The 18,028-nt window shown below is 65.8% G+C and carries 16 protein-coding genes; 3 read left to right on the forward strand and 13 right to left on the reverse strand.

The genetic code is table 11. The annotated features are described in order from the left end of the window. Positions 1 to 15: 15 nt before the first annotated feature. From H4P35_RS00535 to argS, 5 genes are all read right to left on the reverse strand, one after another. Positions 16 to 981, reverse strand: a complete 966-nt coding sequence (locus H4P35_RS00535; RefSeq protein ID WP_226847684.1) for an alpha/beta fold hydrolase — start codon at positions 979 to 981, stop codon at positions 16 to 18. Continuing rightward, positions 960 to 2,171: an ABC transporter substrate-binding protein gene (locus tag H4P35_RS00540; RefSeq protein WP_175156337.1), complete on the reverse strand. Its 1,212-nt coding sequence runs from the start codon at positions 2,169 to 2,171 to the stop codon at positions 960 to 962. Before H4P35_RS00540 ends, H4P35_RS00535 begins: the two co-directional genes overlap by 22 nt. 161 nt (positions 2,172 to 2,332) lie before the next feature. After that, complete coding sequence (locus tag H4P35_RS00545) at positions 2,333 to 2,965, reverse strand: thiol:disulfide interchange protein DsbA/DsbL (RefSeq protein ID WP_226847685.1); 633 nt, start codon at positions 2,963 to 2,965, stop codon at positions 2,333 to 2,335. Positions 2,966 to 3,044: 79 nt separating this feature from the next. Next, entirely contained in the window at positions 3,045 to 3,761 is a 717-nt protein-coding gene (locus H4P35_RS00550) for an SPOR domain-containing protein (protein ID WP_226847686.1), read from the reverse strand. A gap of 9 nt (positions 3,762 to 3,770) precedes the next feature. Beyond that, a complete protein-coding gene (gene argS / locus H4P35_RS00555) occupies positions 3,771 to 5,456 on the reverse strand; it encodes an arginine--tRNA ligase (RefSeq protein ID WP_056327739.1) in 1,686 nt (561 codons plus the stop codon). 269 nt (positions 5,457 to 5,725) lie between these two features. Between argS and H4P35_RS00560 the strand changes: the two genes are divergently transcribed. Together H4P35_RS00560 and H4P35_RS00565 are read left to right on the forward strand one after the other, a co-directional pair. Further along, positions 5,726 to 6,073, forward strand: coding sequence for a DUF1840 domain-containing protein (locus H4P35_RS00560; RefSeq protein ID WP_056327740.1), 348 nt, complete (start codon positions 5,726 to 5,728; stop codon positions 6,071 to 6,073). A gap of 81 nt (positions 6,074 to 6,154) precedes the next feature. Then, positions 6,155 to 6,472, forward strand: a complete 318-nt coding sequence (locus tag H4P35_RS00565; protein WP_056327741.1) for a hypothetical protein — start codon at positions 6,155 to 6,157, stop codon at positions 6,470 to 6,472. A gap of 64 nt (positions 6,473 to 6,536) precedes the next feature. On the opposite strand, the gene H4P35_RS00570 is transcribed toward H4P35_RS00565, so the two are convergent. The 7 genes from H4P35_RS00570 to H4P35_RS00600 form a co-directional block, all read right to left on the reverse strand. Further along, a protein-coding gene (locus H4P35_RS00570; RefSeq protein WP_226847687.1) for an IS3 family transposase occupies positions 6,537 to 7,885 on the reverse strand; the annotation gives its coding sequence in 2 pieces (ribosomal slippage) (positions 6,537 to 7,438 and positions 7,438 to 7,885; 1,350 coding nt in all). A 91-nt stretch (positions 7,886 to 7,976) separates the two neighbouring features. Then, entirely contained in the window at positions 7,977 to 8,777 is an 801-nt protein-coding gene (locus H4P35_RS00575; RefSeq protein ID WP_226847688.1) for a carbohydrate ABC transporter permease, read from the reverse strand. Beyond that, positions 8,774 to 9,649, reverse strand: a complete 876-nt coding sequence (locus tag H4P35_RS00580) for a carbohydrate ABC transporter permease (RefSeq protein WP_056327743.1) — start codon at positions 9,647 to 9,649, stop codon at positions 8,774 to 8,776. The genes H4P35_RS00575 and H4P35_RS00580 overlap by 4 nt, the downstream gene beginning before the upstream one ends. A gap of 15 nt (positions 9,650 to 9,664) precedes the next feature. Beyond that, on the reverse strand, positions 9,665 to 10,960 hold the full coding sequence (locus H4P35_RS00585; RefSeq protein WP_062840146.1) for an ABC transporter substrate-binding protein: 1,296 nt from the start codon (positions 10,958 to 10,960) through the stop codon (positions 9,665 to 9,667). Between the two features lie 33 nt (positions 10,961 to 10,993). After that, complete coding sequence (locus H4P35_RS00590) at positions 10,994 to 12,049, reverse strand: ABC transporter ATP-binding protein (RefSeq protein ID WP_062840147.1); 1,056 nt, start codon at positions 12,047 to 12,049, stop codon at positions 10,994 to 10,996. Positions 12,050 to 12,164: 115 nt separating this feature from the next. Continuing rightward, positions 12,165 to 12,962: a phosphodiesterase gene (locus H4P35_RS00595; protein ID WP_226847689.1), complete on the reverse strand. Its 798-nt coding sequence runs from the start codon at positions 12,960 to 12,962 to the stop codon at positions 12,165 to 12,167. A 45-nt stretch (positions 12,963 to 13,007) separates the two neighbouring features. Further along, positions 13,008 to 14,021, reverse strand: coding sequence for a LacI family DNA-binding transcriptional regulator (locus H4P35_RS00600; RefSeq protein ID WP_056327747.1), 1,014 nt, complete (start codon positions 14,019 to 14,021; stop codon positions 13,008 to 13,010). A 316-nt stretch (positions 14,022 to 14,337) separates the two neighbouring features. On the opposite strand from H4P35_RS00600, the gene H4P35_RS00605 reads away from it, so the two are divergent. Continuing rightward, positions 14,338 to 15,666: an amidase gene (locus tag H4P35_RS00605; protein ID WP_180099774.1), complete on the forward strand. Its 1,329-nt coding sequence runs from the start codon at positions 14,338 to 14,340 to the stop codon at positions 15,664 to 15,666. A 260-nt stretch (positions 15,667 to 15,926) separates the two neighbouring features. Here the strand turns inward: H4P35_RS00605 and leuA are convergent, their stop codons facing one another. Beyond that, positions 15,927 to 17,636, reverse strand: a complete 1,710-nt coding sequence (leuA, locus tag H4P35_RS00610; RefSeq protein ID WP_062840150.1) for a 2-isopropylmalate synthase — start codon at positions 17,634 to 17,636, stop codon at positions 15,927 to 15,929. Positions 17,637 to 18,028: the final 392 nt, after the last annotated feature.

Below are 18,028 nucleotides of genomic sequence, written 5' to 3' on the forward strand. Positions count from 1 at the left end.
GGCCCACGCGCCCAATCACTCCGCCGTCTCGCGGATCCACGCGCCGATGCGCGCCGCGATGTCGTCGCTGTTGTCGTCCATCATGGGCATGTGCGAATTGCCTGCAATGCCCATTTCCGCCAGCCGCCACATCTGCACCCGCCCGCCGTGGCGCGCCAGCGCATCGGCGTAGGCGGTACCGGATTCGCCGAGCTTTTCCCACAGCGGCGTGGCATCCAGATAATCGCCATAGACAAACAGAAACGGCTTGTCCGCCACGCAGTCGGCGACAACCTCGCTGGAAAACCCGGACGGCTCGATGCCGATCACCCCGCGCACCAGCGCCGGCCGCGCGTGGAGCGCCCGGTAGGCCACTTCACCGCCGTGGCTGTGCGCCAGCACCAGGCACGGTCCGACGCGGTCCAGCACCGCGCAAAAACCGTGCAATGCGGCATCGTTGTTGCCCAGCCAGCGCGGCACGGCGTGGCGGATGAAGTCGTCGAAATGGTCTACCGGAAAGCGCTGTCCCGCAAACGCCTGCCGCGCCGCGAAATCCTCCGCGCGGCCAAACCGGAACAGCGACCAGCTTTCCTCGGCGTTGCGGATGATGGGCGGCTCGGGCCAGACCTGCGCAAACGGCGCCCACCCTGCGCGCCCGCGCTCCACGTTGTCCACCACATAGACCGCATGGCCCTGCCGCAGAAAATGCTGCATCCAGCCGGGCCGCCCATCGGGCGTCTGTTCCCACATCGCGCCGGTCATCCCGCCGCCGTGCAGCAGCACGATGGGCAGCGGATGCGCCAGACGCGCGGGGATGAAGAACTGCACGTAGGCCTGCTCGAAGTGATAGAGGCCGTTGGGATCGTAGGCGAGCGATGCCGACTGCGTGAAGGCGATGTCGCGCTTTGGCTGCCCTTCGATGCGTACACGCCGGCCCCCCGCGTAGAAGCTGCCAAAGTCGGCCAGCGCCAGCGCCTGCGTCATGGCTTGACCAGCGGGCATTGGCTGTCGGACAGCGGCCATGCCAGCGACTCGCCGGGGATGGTGCGCACGATGTTGTAGTAGTCCCAAGGCGCCTTGGACTGCTCGGGCGTCTTGACCTGCGCCAGCATCATGTCGCGCACCACCAGTCCATCGGCACGGATATGCGCGTTCAGGCTGAAGGGATCGTCGATCGGCATGGACTTCATCTTGGCCATCACCGCGTCCGCGTCGACTGAGCCAGCCGCCTTCACTGCCTGGAGGTAATGGCGCACCGAACTGTAGACGCCGGCCTGCAGGAAGGTGGGCGGACGGCCCACGCGCGCCTCGAACTTCTTGGTGAAGGCGCGGGTGCCGTCGTTCATGTCCCAATAGGACGGCACGGTCAGGTAGGTCTTTTGCGCGGCAGCCAGCCCAAGGCTATGCACGTCGGTCAACAGCAGCAGCATCGCGGCCAGTTGCTGCGCGCCGCCGATGCCGAACTCCGCGGCCTGCTTGATGGCCGAGATGGTGTCGCCGCCCGCGTTGGCAATCGCGATGATCTGGGCCTTGGAGCCCTGCGCCTGCAGCAGGAAGGACGCGAAGTCCGGCGCATTGAGCGGATGAAAGACGGTGCCGGCGATTTCTCCGCCGTTGGCCTTGACCACCGTCTCGGTGTCCGCGGCAAGCTGCTTGCCGAATGCGTAATCGGACGCCAGGATGAACCAGCGCTTGCCGCCCTCTTTCACGACGGCGGTGGCGGTGCCGCGCGACAGCGCGTAGGTGGTGTAGGTCCACTGCACGCCGTAGGGCGAGCACTGCGCCTGCGTCAGCGCGGTGGTGCCGGGGCTGGAGAACAGCACCAGCTTTTTCTTTTCGCGCGCGATGCCTTGCACGGCCAGCGCGACGGACGAGTTGGGCACGTCCACCACCACGTCCACGCCTTCGGTGTCGTACCACTTGCGGACCATGCTGCTGCCGATGTCGGGGCGGTGCTGGTGATCGCCGGACACGAGCGTGATGGGCTTGCCGAGCAAGGTGCCGCCCATCTCTTCGATGGCGAGCCGGGCGGCTTCCACCGACCCTTTGCCCGTGGCGTCGGCGGTAACGCCCGCCATGTCGGTCAACACGCCGATCTTGACGCCGTCGGCGGCGTTGGCGTGGGCCAGGCCCGTTGCGAGCGACAGGCACAGGCCCAGCGCTGCGCTGCTGCGCGAGAAGTGCTTCTTCATTTGTCTTCCACCCTTTTGATGCCGTGCGTGCGGCGATTTTTATGGCGAAAGTGTAGCCCGTCCCCCTGGAGACGCGGCTGAACGAAGCCTGAATGAAAACGCCCCGGCCGGAGAGGCTCGGGGCGTTTGCGATGCCGCGGTTGCGCGGGATCTTGCGCGGATTACTTGGCGCGCGCCATCGGGATCAGCGCGTTCACCTGCTTCAAGGCGCCTTCGTAGCTGTTGCCCGCCATGACCGGCGAGGTCATGAACTTGCCGCCCACGGCGAACGACGGGGTGCCTTCGATGCGGTAGGCGTCGGCGAGCTGGTTGGCGCGCTGCACCTGGGTCTGGACGCTGAACGAATCGAACACCGAGTCGAACTTGGCGCGGTCCACGCCCTGGGTTGCGATCCACTCGCCCATGGCCTTCTTGTCGAACAGGCGCTTGTGCTCGCCGTGGATGGCCGTGAAGACCTTGGCGTGCAGGTCGGGACGGTCCAGGGCCTGCAGCGTGTAGTACAGCTGTTGCAGCGGCTTCATGCCGGCGTTGAAGGAGATCGGCACTTGCTTGAGGACGACGTCGGACGGCGCGGTCTTGACCCAGTCTTCCACCATGGGTTCCATGGCGGCGCAGTGCGGGCACGAATAGGCAAAGAATTCCAGGACCTCGACCTTGCCCGGGGTGTCCGACGGCAGCGGCGGGTTGATGGGCACGTACTGCTGGGCGCCTTGCGCGTGGCTGGCCGGGCTGAAGAACGCGGTGGCGGTCAGCGCGGCGGCTGCCAGGATGCGGATGAGCTTGGGGGACAGCATGGGTGAGGTTCCTGAATAAAAGGCTACAGACAGGCCCGGGGCCGGATTAGTTCAATGCAAAACGATCCGCCGCGTGGCGCTACTGGCGCACCACGGCGGTTTCGATCTTGTTCTCGCCCAGGCGGCCACGTGCCCGGTTCATGTCGTCCAGGCGGGCAAACGGGCCGACGCGGACGCGATTGATGGGCTTGCCGTTCAGTTCCGCCTTCTGCACCGCGACCGGCAGGCCAAGCAGAATGATGCGCGCCTTGAGCGATTCGGCGTCGTTTTCGCCGCGGAAGGCGCCCGCTTGCAGGTAGTACGTGCCCGTGGCGGCGGGGGCGGCAGGCTTGGCCGATGCCGTGGCCGTGGGGGCGGCCTTGGAGAGGGGCGTGGGCGCGGACGCGGTGGCGGGGGGCGCTGCCGGGGCAGCGGCCGGCGCCCGGGAAGTCGGCAGCGTGGCTATCAGCGCGCCCAGGTCGTCCAGCTTGGCGGGCGTTTCGTCGCCCTTGCCCGGCGCGCCTGCGCCCGGCAGCGGGGCCGGCGCGGTGGCGGTGGGACCGGTGGGCGGGGCGCCCGCCGCCCCGTCGCGGCCGTAGAGGCCCGCGTTGGGGTCCGGCGCCGAGCGCGGATCGGGCAGCTTGCCCGTATCGCCCTGGCGGCTGGCCCGGTCCACGAAGGGAACGGGCGCCTTGGTGACATAAAACGCGACGACGGCGGCGACGATCAGCCCGATCAGCAGACCGGCCAGCGCCCCGTACAGGGTGCTGCCGCTTTCGCCGGAGGAACGGCGGGTGGATTTGCGCTTGGTGGCCATGAACCGATGTTACATCCGCTCGGGCGCGGAAACGCCCAAGAGCGCCAGGCCGTTTGCCAGCACCTGGCGGGTGGTGGCGGCCAGGCGCAGGCGGGCCAGCTTCACGGCGGTGTCGTCGACCAGCACGCGCTCGGCGTTGTACCAGGCGTGGAAGTCGGACGCGCAGTCGCGCAGCCAGAACGCAATGTGGTGCGGCGACAGGTCCTGGGCGGCCAGCGCCACCACCTGCGGGAATTCGGCCAGGCGCTGCATCAGCGCGAATTCGGTCGGCGCGGTCAGCAGCGCGGCGTCGGCCTGGGCCACGTCGGCGGCCGGCATGCCGGCGTTGTTGATGACCGAGCAGATGCGCGCGTGAGCGTACTGGATGTAATAGACCGGGTTCTCGTCGCTCTTGGACAGGGCCAGGTCCACGTCGAACACGAATTCCGTGTCGGCGCGGCGCTGGATCAGGAAGTAGCGCACCGCGTCGCGGCCGACCCAGTCGATCAGGTCGCGCATGGTCACGTAGCTGCCGGCGCGTTTGGAGATCTTGACCTCTTCGCCGCCGCGCATGACCTTGACCATCTTGTGCAGGACGTACGACGGGTAATCCTTCGGGATGCCCTCTTCCAGCGCCTGCAGGCCGGCGCGCACGCGGGCCACGGTGCCGTGGTGGTCGCTGCCCTGGATGTTCACGGCGCGGTGAAAGCCGCGCTCCCATTTGGCCTTGTGATAGGCCACGTCCGGGACGAAATAGGTGTAGCCGCCCTCGCTTTTACGCATGACGCGGTCTTTGTCGTCGCCCGTGCCCAGTTCGGTGGTGCGCAGCCACAGCGCGCCGCCTTCCTCGTAGGTGTGGCCGCCGGCAATCAGCGCCTTGACCGTCGCTTCGACGCGGCCGGACGTGTAGAGCGAGCTTTCGAGGTAGTAGTTGTCGAACGCCAGGCCGAACGCCTGCAGGTCCAGGTCCTGTTCGCGGCGCAGGTAGGCCACGGCGAAGGCGCGGATGTCGTCCAGGTTGTCGATGTTGCCCGTGGCGGTGACGGGCTCGCCGTCGGACGCCTGGATGGTCTTGCCGTCCTGGAAGTCGCGGGCGATATCGGCGATGTAGTCGCCCTTGTAGCCGTCTTCGGGCCAGTCGGGAGAATCGGTGGTCAGGCCGCGGGCGCGGGCCTGCACGCTGATCGCCAGGTTCTGGATCTGGTTGCCAGCGTCGTTGTAGTAGAACTCGCGGGTGACGTCCCAGCCGACGGCGTCGTACAGGCGGCACAGCGCGTCGCCCAGCGCGGCCTGGCGGGCATGGCCCACGTGCAGCGGTCCGGTGGGGTTGGCCGACACGAATTCGACCAGGATCTTTTCGCCCAGGCGCGGGGCGCGCCCGTAGGCCTCGCCCTGCTGGGCCACCGCGGCGATCACGGCCTGGCGCGCGGCCGGGGTGATGCGCAGGTTGATGAAGCCGGGACCGGCCACTTCGGCGCTCTCGACCAGCGCGGCGGCGTCGGGATTGGCCATCACGGCGTCCACGATGCCCTGGGCCAGTTCGCGGGGATTGCGTCGGGCAGGCTTGGCAAGCTGCATGGCCACGTTGGTGGCGACGTCGCCGTGGGCGGCAACCTTGGGGCGCTCCAGCAGCACGTTGGGCTGGGCGTCGGGCAGGCTTTGCGCGACGGCGGCCTGGATCAGGGAGATTAGCTGTTTCTGTTGCTCGAGGAGCATGGGCGTCTGGCGTGGTTCTGGGTGAGTGACGATGGCGGCACGGCGCTTGCGGCCTGCCGGCGATCCGCGTCGCGCCGACGGGCGCGGGGCACGGTGCCGTCCGGCGGGTGGCCGGCAAGTCGGCGCGCGCATGCCGGAATCAGGGCCGGCGCGGCGCCTGCTGTCACGGGAAACCCCTGAATCATAGTTGATTTGGGGGCGCCAGTTGGCATCATGGGGACGTTGCGGTAGTGTACGTAGCTAAGGTAATCATTGTGGGAGACCAGAATATGCTGATCACTTTTCACTCCAAGGTCGTGGCCGAAGTCCTGATGCTGACCGACCACGCCGGGCCCCTGCTGCAGGCGGCCGGCAAGTCCGTCGGCGACAAGATCCCCGAACGCGGCGTCTTCACCGTCGAGCAACTGGGACCGGCCATCAGCGGCATCGAACGCGCGATCGACGAGTACCAGCACGCCCACGAAGGCCAGGACGAGGAAGACGACGACAAGCCGGCCGTCGCTCCGATGGCGCGCATGGTGGGCCTGAAGGAACGCGCCTTTCCGCTGCTGGACATGATGCGCCAGTCGCAAGCCGCGGGCGCCGAAGTCACCTGGGAAGTGTCGCGGGGCTGGTAAGGATATGTCGCCGGACGGACAATCTGTCCGGCGTTTTTTGCCTACCCTGTTGGCCTGACGCCTTCTGACGGAGTTTTTCCCATGCGCAGCGACATCACCATCGTTTTCGACCCCCGCCGTTCGCTGGACCTGTCCGCGAACGTCGAGCCCTCCCCGCAACGCCAGGCCGATGCACGCGACTGGTTCGACAGCGCCTGGGAAACCCTGGGCTGCGAGCCGCTGCGCCCCAGCGGCAAGGTCCTGTTGCTGGACAAGGTGCTGGGTGTGGCCGACGCGCTGGGCTACGACACGCTGTCCACCGACGAAAAGGAAGCTCGCGAATTTGCCGAGCACCTGGCGCTGGCGCTGGAGCGTCCGCGCATCACAGTGGACCTGCCGGGCCTGACTGTGGGGTACTGAAACGCCGCCCCATCCAACGAGAAACCCCGCCTGATGAACTGACCCCCAGAAGTTGGACGGTCGACTAAAGCCCGAAGGCCTGAGCTCGGTATTGCACCGGGCTCAGGCCTTTTAGCTTGAGCTTGATGCGATCGTGATTGTAGTAACGGATGTACTGCCGGATGCCGGCCTGCAACTGCTCGATGCTCTCGAAGCGGTTGAGGTGGAAGAACTCTGCCTTGAGCGTGCCGAAGAAGCTTTCCATGGCGGGGTTGTCCAGGCAGTTGCCCTTGCGTGACATGCTCTGCGTCACTGACCGGGCCGCAAGCATCTGCCGGTAGATAGGCTGCTGGTATTGCCAACCCTGGTCGGAGTGCAGCACGGGACGCTCCGCCGGCCGCAGCCGCGCCAGCGCCTTCTTTAACATGCTGCCCACAAGCTTGAACACCGGCCGGCGGCTGGTCTCGTAAGCCACGATCTCGCCGTTGAACAGGTCCATCACCGGCGACAGGTACAGCTTCTCGCCGCGCACGTTGAACTCGGTCACGTCGGTGACCCACTTCTCGTTCGGACGGGCTGCCTCGAAGTCGCGCGCCAACACGTTGGCCGTCACGTGGTGTGACTGGCCCCGGTAGGAGCGGTACTTCTTGGCGCGCACGAGCGACTTCAAGCCCAGCGCCTGCATCAGCTTCTGCACCGTCTTGTGATTCACCAGCTCACCCGCTTGGCGCAGCACGGCCGTGATCCGGCGGTAGCCATAGCGGCCCTTGTGCAGCGCATAGACCGCGTTGATGTGCTGCTTGAGCTTGGCGTACGGGTCCACGGCACCAAGCGCCTTCAGGTGGTAATAGAACGTGCTGCGCGACAGCTTGGCTGCTCTGAGCAATAGCGCCAGCGGATGACGATGCCTCAACCCTTGGACCATTTGCGCTTTTTCACCAGCGCTTCGGTCCGTTCCGCTTGGATCAAGGCATCGAGTTTTTTTAGGTAATCGAGCTCCGCTCGCAGGTACGCGTTCTCTTCGCGCAACTGCTTCTCTGTCATGTCCTTGGGTGTTGGCTCGGGTGGATACTTGTGTGGCATGGCGGGGCTGTCTCGACGTCTGGGCTCCAATGCGCCCATTCCGCCCTCATCATACCCACGACGCCATTTGCCGATGATCCCGGAATCGCCCAAGTTGTAAACCGCCACCGCCTGCCTGTCCGACAAGCCGTCCTGCTCGATGCGCTTCAACACCTCAAACTTGAATTGCGCCGAATATCGCTTGCGCGGCCTAACTAAACCACCCTGTCCATGCAGTTGGTAGACAGCCACCCATCGCCGCAGCAACGAATAGTCCACGCCGACCTCCCGCGCCACTTTCGCGCAACTTTGCTGTTCAGACAGATACCGCCGGACAACGTCCAGCTTGAACTGCTCGTCGTACTTCGCCATGCAAAAACCCCCGAAGGTTGGATCAAAGTCCAACTTTCGGGGGTCAGTTCATGAGCGGGGTTTTTTTTGCGGCGCATCCGGCTGGCGGTCCTTAGCGGATCCCCGCCCGCATGAACGACTGCACGAACTGGCGCTGGAACAGCAGGAACGCGATCAACAGCGGCGCGGCCGACATCAGGGTCGCGGCGGTGATCACGGACCAGTCGATGCCCTGGTCCGTGGACGAGAACACCTGCAGGCCGACCGTCAGCGGCCGGGACTCGACCGAGTTGGTGATGATCAGCGGCCACAGGAAGTTGTTCCAGTGATGGCTGACCGACACCAGCCCGTAGGCCACATAGATCGGCTTGGCGAGCGGCACGTACACCTTCCAGAGCACCTGCAGCGGGTTCGCGCCTTCCATGCGGGCCGCTTCCTCGAGTTCGCGCGGAACCGTCTTGAAGGTCTGGCGCAACAGGAAGATGCCGAAGGCCGACGCGAAGTACGGCAGGCCGATGGCAAACACCGTGTCGCGCACGCCCAGCAAGCTCATCGACCGGTAGTTCTCCACCAGCAGCACGTCCGGCATGATCATCAGCTGCAGCAGCACCAGCATGAAAACGAAGTCGCGGCCGCGGAACTCGAAGCGCGCAAACGCGTAGCCGGCCAGCGTCGACAGCACGAGCTGCGCGGCCAGCACCATCGTGACCAGCACGAACGTGTTCAGGAAGTAGCGCGGAAACGGCGCCGCATTCCAGGCACGCACGAAGTTGTCCAGCGTCAGCGGCGCAAAAAGGTCAAAACGCGTTGCGTAGGCGGGCGGATGGAAGGCCGCCCACATGGCGTACGCCAGCGGCAGGATCCACAACAGGCCCAGCGCCCAGGCGCCCAGGGTATCAAGCTTGTCTCTCATTGGTAGTGCGTCCTGCGGTCCAGCCAGCGGAACTTGATCAGCGCGGTCAGCGCCAGCACCACCAGCAACACGACGGTCAGGGTCGCGGCGTAGGCCGTGTCCCAGAAGCTGAATCCCACCTGGTAGATGTAGTAGAGAAGCAGCGTGCTGGCGTTGTCGGGGCCGCCGCGCGTCATCACCACCACATGGTCGACCAGCCGGAACGCGTTGATCAGCGCATTGATCAGCACGAAAAGCGTCGTCGGCATCAAGAGCGGCCACAGCACGCGCCGGAAGTACTGCCAGCGCGATGCGCCTTCCAGCATGGCCGCTTCACGCAGCGACGGCGACACCGTCTGCAACGCCGCCAGATAGAAGATCATGAAAAAGCCGGATTCCTTCCACACGGTCACCAGCATCAGCGCGGGCAGCGCAGTCTCGCGGTTGCCCAGCCAGTTGGGACCGGGCGATCCGAACCAGCCCATCACCTGCGCGATCAGCCCGTACTGCGGCGTGTAGAAGAACAGCCAGATGTTGGCGACCGCCACCATGGGCAGCACCGTCGGCGTGAAATACGCCATACGCAGAAAACCGCGGCCGGCAAGGTTGCGGTTCACCCACAGGGCCATGATCAGCGCGATGCCGATCGAAGTGGGAATGGTGCCCAACGCGAACCACAGGTTGTTCCAGAGCGACTGCCAGAACACCGGATCGTCGCGCATGACGGCGTAGTTCTCCAGCCCGACGAAGCGGGCCGGACGCGCACCCTTGGGCGTGGAGAAAAAGCTGTGCCAGAGCGTCGCCACCGCCGGGTAATGCGTGAAGGCGGCGAGCAGCACGATGGCTGGCAGCAGAAGCAGCCAGCCATAAAGCGCATTCAAAGAGCGGCTCATCGTGCTTGGGGTCGTTTACTTGTAGGAACGCAGTATGCGATCGGACTCGCGCTGCGCGTCGGTCAGGGCCTGCTGCGGCGTCTTCGAACCCGTCAGCGCCGCCTGCAGGGCGTCGTTCAGGGTCTTGGTGACGCGCTGGTTCTCATGCGTGGAGAATTCGGCGACGCTGACTTCCAGCTGGTCGCGCGCGACCGTGGCGGCCGGCACTTCCTGCGCGTACTTCTTCATCTTCTCGGTTTCCCAGGCGGCCGGCGTCACGGCCACGTAGCCCGTGGCGATGCTCCAGTCGGCCGCGCGCTCGGGCGTGGTGGCCCACTGCGCGAACTTCAGCGCCGCTGCCTGCTGCTCCGGCGTGCCGCTCTTGAAGATGTAGAAGTTGCCGCCGCCCGTGGGGCTGCCGCCGCGCTTTTGCTGCGGCATCATCGCCACGCCAAACGGGAAGTCGGCGTTCTTGCGGATGTTGGTCAGGTTGCCGGTGGTGGTCCACACCATGGCGGCCTTCTTTTCCAGGAAGTCCTTGGGCGTGGTGCCCCAGTCGATCGTGCCGGTCGGCATGATCTTGTGCTTGGCAGACAGGTCGCGCCAGAACTGGGCCGCTTCGACCACCGCCGGCTTGTCCAGGTAGACCTCGTTGCCGGCTTCGTTCATCAGGATCGCGCCGTTGGGCGTGGTCAGCGCCTGGAACAGCCAGTAAGCGAACGCGCCGCCCGACGGAATCTCGATGCCCCACTGCGTGGTGTTGCCCGAGGCGTCCTGCTTGGTCAGCTTCTTGCCGTATTCGACCAGCTCCGCCCAGGTCTTGGGCGGCTTTTCGGGATCCAGGCCAGCGGCCTTGAAGAGATCCTTGTTGTAGTACATGACGATCGTCGAACGCTGGAACGGCACGCCCCAGGTGTGGCCGCCGGTGCGGCTGTTCTGCATGAAGGCGTCATAGAAGCCGCCCAGCCACTTCTTGTCGGCGTCGGTCTTGGCCAGGCCGTCGATCGGGACGATGGCGTCCTCGTCGATCAGCGTGAACATGTCGGTGGACAGCAGCACCGCGAGCTGCGGCGGGGTGCCGCCCTTGAGCGCGGTCAGCGCCTTGGCGATGGAGTCCTGGTACGAACCGGCATAGATCGGCTTGATCTTGATGTTGGGGTTTTCCTTCTGGAAGTCCGCCACCATGTCGTCAACGATTTTGGTGATCGGGCCGCCGACGGCAACCGGGTAGTAGAACTCGACCTCGACGGGCTTGTTCTGCGCCTGCACAGGCAGAGACAGGCAGGCGGCGGCCAGGCTGGCGGCCAGGGTCTTGAGTACGATGCGTCGCATGGTGTGTTTCCTTTCCTGTGTGGGCTATTTGTTTTAGCGCCCGTCGGTGTTGATGACCGCCGAATCGGCGGCAAAGAAATGCTGTTGCCCGTCCGGCCAGGACAGGCGCAGCGGCTCGCCGGCGCTGGCGCGCAGGTGGCCGCCGACCCGCACGGCCACGCCGCTCGTGTCGCCGATGCGGCACACCACGATGGAGTCCGCGCCGAAGTACTCGACGCTTTCCACGGTGGCGGCGATGCCGTCGCCATCGATGCGGATATGTTCCGGGCGCACGCCAAGCTTCACGGCGCCAGCCGGGGCGTTTGCGATGACCGGGCCTTGCGTGCCGGCGATCACCGTGCCGCCTGCTTGCTGCGCCAGGTTGATCAGGTTCATGGGCGGCGTGCCGATGAAGCGCGCCGCGAACTCGCTGGCGGGCCGCGCATACAGCCCGTCGGGCGTGTCGTGCTGTTCGATCTGGCCGCCGCGCAGCAGCACCACCTGGTCGGCCATGCTCATGGCTTCTGTCTGGTCGTGCGTCACGTAGACCATCGTGATGCCCAGGCTCTGCTGCAGCGCGCGGATCTCGCGGCGCATTTCGTGGCGCAGCTGCGCGTCCAGGTTGGAAAGGGGTTCGTCCATCAGGCAGACCGGCGCCTCGGAGATCACGGCGCGCCCCAGCGCCACGCGCTGTTGCTGCCCGCCCGACAATTGCGACGGCTTGCGGTCCAGGAGGTGAGTCAGGCCCAGCAGACTGGCCACGCGCTGCAGGCGCCGGTCAAAGTCCTTGGCGGGCTCCTTGCGCACCTTCAGGCCGAACAGGATGTTCTCGCGCACCGTCAGGTGCGGAAACAACGCGTACGACTGGAACACCATGGAAATGCGCCGCTTGGCCGGCGGCAATTGCGTGACGTCGCGGTCGCCGATGCGGATGCTGCCCGAGGTGGGCGTATCCAGGCCGGCGATCATGCGCAGCGTCGTCGACTTGCCGCAACCGGACGGACCGAGCAGGACGGTGAAGCTGCCGGCCGGAACCGTGAAGCTCACGCCTTGAATCGCCGCCGCGCCGGCGTACTGTTTGGTGAGGTTATCCAGAACGATGGATGACATGCTGTCTCGTAGATCTAATTGTTAGATCCGCATTGTTGCCTGTTATGAAAACCTTTTCATTGTGCAGCGCAAACATGACGGATATGTGGCAATGCGCGTTTCCTGGTCCCGGACGTCAGCCGAAGGGATACGGCCCGGGGTAATCCCCCAGAACGGCGTGGTGCGTGACCAGATTGCCGCCTTGCCACCAATGCAGCTGGTAGCCGGGCGGTTCCATGATGTATTGCAGCGTGGGGCGCGGACCCAGCTCCAGCGCAAGCTGATGCGCCGTGCCCGGACAGGTCGAGGCGATGGTGCCGCCAAAGCGCTGGAAGATCGTGCGGTGCAGGTGGCCGCAAAGCACGCGCTCCACGTTGGGGTAGCGGGCAACGATGCGCTCCAGCTCGGGCGCGCCGGCCAGAAGGCCGATGTCGTCCATGTGCTCGATGCCGGTCAAGAACGGCGGGTGGTGCATCAGCACCAGCGTGGGCCGGCCGGGCTGTTCGGCCAGGCGTTCGGCCAGCCAGTCCAGGCGCGTCTGGCACAGTTCGCCGTGGCTCTTCATCGGCACGACGGTGTCCAGCGCCAACAGGCGCAGCGGATAGGTCTCGATGGCGTACTGGACGAACGGTCCGCCGTCCTGCAGGTATGCGTGGTCGGGAAACGCGGCGCGCAACTGCGCGCGATCGTCGTGATTGCCGGGCATCAGGAAATACGGAATCTCCAGCGCCTGCAGGTGTTCGCGCAGCGTCTGGTATTCGATGGGCTTGCCCAGGTCCGTCAGGTCGCCGGTGATCAGCACGCAATCGGGCCGCGGCGTCAGGGCATTGAGGGCGCGAACCGCCGGCGCCAGGAACGCGGCCGGATCGATGACGCCGTAGGCCTTGTCTCCCGGGGTGCGCATGTGAAGGTCGGTGATCTGAGCGATGAGCATGGCGCGTGGAAATCTGGAAATGGTTGGATTGTTATGCGGGCAGCGCTAGCGGCGCACGGACGCCGCGGTGCCGCCCACGACGATGCAGTGCGGCAGGCGGTTCGATTGCGGCGGCTGGCCATGAATCTGCGCCAGCAGGTTGGAGCAGGCCGTCTGCCCGATGCCGTCGCTGGGCTGCGCGACGGTGGTCAGCGGCGGCGTCAGCAGGGCGCCAAAGCGCATGCCGTCAAATCCGCACACCGAGATGTCGGCCGGCACGGACAGCCCCAGCCCCACCAGATCGGCGATGACGGCGGTGGCCAGCAGGTCGTTCGAGCAGAAAAGCGCCGTGGGCGCCTGCTTGCCGCGCAACGCGGCCTTCAGCGCGTCCACGTCGCTGCCCGTGTGCGAACTCATGGAGATATGCTGGATCGCGTCCAGGCCCAGCTTCTTGGCGCTGGCGCGTGCGCCCATCAGGCGGCGGCGGGCGCGGTCCGACGCCGTCAGCGGGCCGGTCACCAGCGCGATGCGCTTGTGCCCCATCGCCGCCAGATGCGCGACCATGTCGCTTGCCGCGGCGCGATTGTCGACGGAGGCAAAGGGATGGTCGTTCGATTCGTTGTAGACCAGCACATAGGGAATGCCGCTGCGGTCCAGGTCGTCCAGGGTGGCGCTTTTGCCCACGTCGGCCACGGTCAGGATGAGGCCATCGACCTGATGGTCGATCAGTCCCTGCACCGCGGCCGATTCCACCGCGGGGTCGTAGCCGGTGGCGGTCAGCATGACGCTGTAGCCCGATTCGCGAGCGCGCCGTTCCGCGCCTTCAAAACACTCCGCGAACACGGGATTGGACAGCGTGGGCAGGATCAGCCCGATGGTGCGGGTGCTGCCCGAACGCAGGCTGCGGCCGACGCGGTTGGGACGGAAGCCCGCGCGCTTGGCGATGTTGCGGATGTGCGCCAGCGTGTCGGGATGCACGATCTCGGGCTGGTTGAACGCGCGCGACACCGTCGCCGGCGAGACGCCTGCCTTGCGAGCCACTTCGATGATGGAAAAGCGGGGCGACGGGCGCGTGGCCATGAATGAATCGCTGCAAGTTTGCTGAAAACGATTTCATCTTACTTGAGGAATATGACCTTTGTATTGCACGGGTTTGCGCTATGCTGGTGCGAACGCAACAACACAAAGCCACGGCGCGGCGCGTGTGTTCGCGGAAAACCCGGCGTTTTCGGTGTTTTTCCCAATTGACGCGAAGCGCACAATGGCAGGGTCGGTGTGTGCGGGCATGGCGCTTGCTTGAATGGGCGGTGGGCATGTCCGGCATACCCTCGGTCAAGGGGACCGGGTGCGAAGGATCATCCGCGCTTGTCGCGGCACCGGCAAAGAGGAATGAATCATGTCTATTGCCTTGAACAGACTGGGCGCGGTCCAAGCCGCGCACAAGCTGCAACGGCGCGAATTGACCGCAGTGCAATTGGTGCGCGCCTGCTTTGCGCGCATCGAACAGCGCGAAAGCACCGTCCATGCCTGGACGGCCCTGCAAAAACAGGCTGCGCTCGACCAGGCCGAAGCCCTCGACAAAGGCGCGTTGCGCGGCCCGCTGCACGGCCTGCCCATCGGCGTGAAAGACCTGTTCGACACCGTCGATCTGCCCACCCGCTACGGGTCCCCCATTTACGACCGGCACCGTCCCGGCCTGGACGCCGCCTCGGTGGCGCTGTGCCGCGGCGCTGGCGCCCTGGTCATCGGCAAGACCGTCACCACCGAATTCGCGACCTACCAGGCCGGTCCCACCCGCAATCCGCGCAACGAGGCCTATACGCCCGGCGGCTCGTCCAGCGGCTCGGCGGCTGCCGTGGCGGACGATATGGTGCCCTTCGCGCTGGGGTCGCAGACGGCCGGTTCCATCATCCGGCCGGCCTCCTACTGCGGCGTTGTCGGCTTCAAGCCCACCTTTGGACGGATCCCGCGCGCGGGCGTGAAGAGCCTGGCCGAGTCGCTGGACACCCTGGGCGGCTTTGCGCGGTCCGTGGAAGACGTGGCGTTGTTCTCGTCGGTCCTGATGCGCGATCCGCGCGTGCTGGACCTGTCCTATCACGACGCGCCGCGCGTGGGCATGTACCGCAGCTTGCAGTGGCGCCACGCGCAGCCCGAAACCAAGGAGGCGTTCGCGCAGGCCGCGGCGATCCTGTCGCGCGCGGGCGCCAAGGTCGAGGAAGTGCCGCTGCCGCCAGAGCATTGCGTGCTGGTGCAACTGCATTCGGACATCATGGCGTTCGAGGCCTCGCAGGCGCTTGCCTATGAACGGCTGGAGCATGCCGCGCAGCTCGGTTCCAAGCTGCAGGCCATTCTGGAGGCCGGCGCGCAGATCAGCGCCGAACAGCACATCAAGAACCTCGCGCGCGCTGCCGAATCGCGTGCGCGGGTCGATTCGTGGTTCCAGCAGTACGACGTGCTGCTTGCGCCCAGCGCCAGCGGCGAGGCGCCTTTCGCCGACCTCGGCACGGGCGATCCGCAGTTCTCGCGCGCGTGGACGCTGTTTGGCCTGCCTTGCCTGAACCTGCCGTTCGCCACCGGCCCGCAGGGTCTGCCCGTCGGACTGCAATTGGTCGGCGCGCGTCATGAAGACCATCGCCTGCTCGCCATCGGCGCGTGGATCCACGCGCGCCTGCTGGCCGCCACGGCGCCGGACATCGGCGCGTCGGACATGTGGCCGCGCGGCTGAATTCACGGCATGCCTTGCGGATTTACGTCTCGGATGGGTGTCTGACACCCTGGCGAAATCGTCGTCATGCCAAGCCGGCCTCCCAAGGGTGTCAGACACCGCGCTACACCGAAGCCGGCCTCCCAAGGGTGTCAGACACCTTGCCACACCGTGCTTGACCTTGCCCTTCAAAGACGGATCACACGCAATGAAAAAGCCCGCCGGATAAGGCGGGCTTCATTTTGTGCCCCGTCGTCGGGGGCTTCAGGCCTGGTCGTGGATCACACGGCTTCGGCGGTTTCCTGTTCGGCGGTGACGGCGCCCGAATTGATGTGGCGGTTCACGGCGCTCAGCACGGCCTGGAACGACGCCGTCACGATGTCGCGGTCGATGCCCACGCCAAAGCCCGTGGCGGATTCGCCGACGCGCAGTTCGACGTAGGACGCGGCGCGCGTGCCGGTGCCGGTGCCGATGGCGTGCTCGTGGTAGTCCATGATGCGAACCGGCACGTCCAGCGCGGCCACGAAGGCGGAAATCGCGCCGTCGCCCTTGCCGCGCACCACACGGCGCTCGCCGTTGAATTCAAGTTCGGCTTCGATGCTGAAGTGCTGGCCTTCGCCGGCCGACGGATCGCCGTCGATGCGATGGCGGATCAGCTTCCACGGCGCCTTTTGCTCAAGGTATTCGCGGTTGAAGATCGTGTGCACGTCGTCGGCGGTGACTTCGCGGCCGGTCTCGTCCGTGACGCGCTGGATGGCGCGGCTGAATTCGATCTGCAGGCGGCGCGGCAACACCAGGCCGTGTTCCTGCTCAAGCAGGTACGACACGCCGCCCTTGCCCGACTGGCTGTTCACGCGGATCACGGCGTCGTAGCTGCGGCCGAGGTCGGCGGGGTCGATCGGCAAGTAAGGCACTTCCCAGACTGCGTCCGGCTTCTGCAATGCAAAGCCCTTCTTGATGGCGTCCTGGTGCGAGCCCGAGAATGCGGTAAAGACGAGGTCGCCCGCGTACGGATGGCGCGGATGGACGGGCAACTGGTTGCAGTATTCGGCGCAGCGGCGCACTTCGTCGATGTCCGAGAAGTCCAGGCCGGGATGCACGCCTTGCGTGTAGAGGTTCAGGGCCAGCGTAACGAGGTCGACGTTGCCGGTGCGCTCGCCGCTGCCAAAGAGACAACCCTCGATGCGGTCGGCGCCAGCCATCACCGCGAATTCGGCGGCGGCAACAGCGGTGCCACGGTCATTGTGCGGGTGGACGCTGAGCACGATGCTGTCGCGACGGGCCAGGTTCTTGTGCATCCACTCGATCTGGTCGGCGTACAGGTTGGGCGTGGTGGCTTCGATCGTGGCGGGCAGGTTCAGCACCATCTTGGCGTCGGGCGTGGGCTGCCAGACGTCGGCCACGGCGTTGGACACTTCCAGCGCGAATTCGGGTTCGGTCGTGCTGAAGACCTCGGGCGAGTATTCGTAGCCCCACTTCGTTTCGGGGCGTTGCGATGTGTACTGCTTGATGAGGCGCGTGCCGGTCGTGGCGATGTTCTTGATCTCGTCCTTGGACATGTTGAACACCACCTTGCGGAAGGCGGGCGCGCAGGCGTTGTACATGTGGACGATGGCCTGCTTGGCGCCGGCGGCGGCTTCCACGGTGCGGCTGATCAGGTCTTCGCGCGACTGGGTCAGCACGATGATGGTCACGTCGTCGGGAATGCGTTTTTCGTCGATGAGCTTGCGCACGAAATCGAAGTCGGTCTGCGACGCGGACGGAAAGCCCACTTCGATTTCCTTGAAGCCGATCTTCACGAGCTGCTCGAAGAAGCGGACCTTGCGTTCCACGCTCATCGGCTCGATCAACGCCTGGTTGCCGTCGCGCAGGTCCGTGCTCATCCAGATCGGCGCCTTGGTGATGCGGCGGCTGGGCCAGGTGCGTTCGGAAAAATCGCGGGCAAAGGGCGCGAAGGGGACGTATTTGGTGGCGGGGTTGGCAAGCATCATCACTACACCTCGATCGGTTTCTTGTGAATCCCGGCGCGCTTGGCGCTCGTCGGCATCGCGACCGGATGACGGTCTTGTGCCAGGGGTTGCCGTGGTGGACGGCAGGATTCAGAGATAAAAGGGGAAAATCGCGTGTGGCAAGCGTGGCTGCCGAGCTACCACGGGGACACTAGGCCCGGCAACCGATCGGTAGCAATAGCGATAGCGCGATGAAGGAGGTACGAGCGCGCAGGCCGGCGACCGGAGCGGCGGAGCGTCCGGTGGCAATCGCGAAGGGGGTGCGGTGAGCGGCCATAGGGTGCTAGTCAAACACACTTTTTCGGGAAGCGCAAACGGAAAAAGCGAGGGACGGATCGCGGTGCGGGCGTTTGCGCGGGATCGCGGGCAGCTCG

The organism is Achromobacter sp. 77 (assembly GCF_020541125.1).
Classification (GTDB): domain Bacteria; phylum Pseudomonadota; class Gammaproteobacteria; order Burkholderiales; family Burkholderiaceae_B; genus Achromobacter; species Achromobacter mucicolens.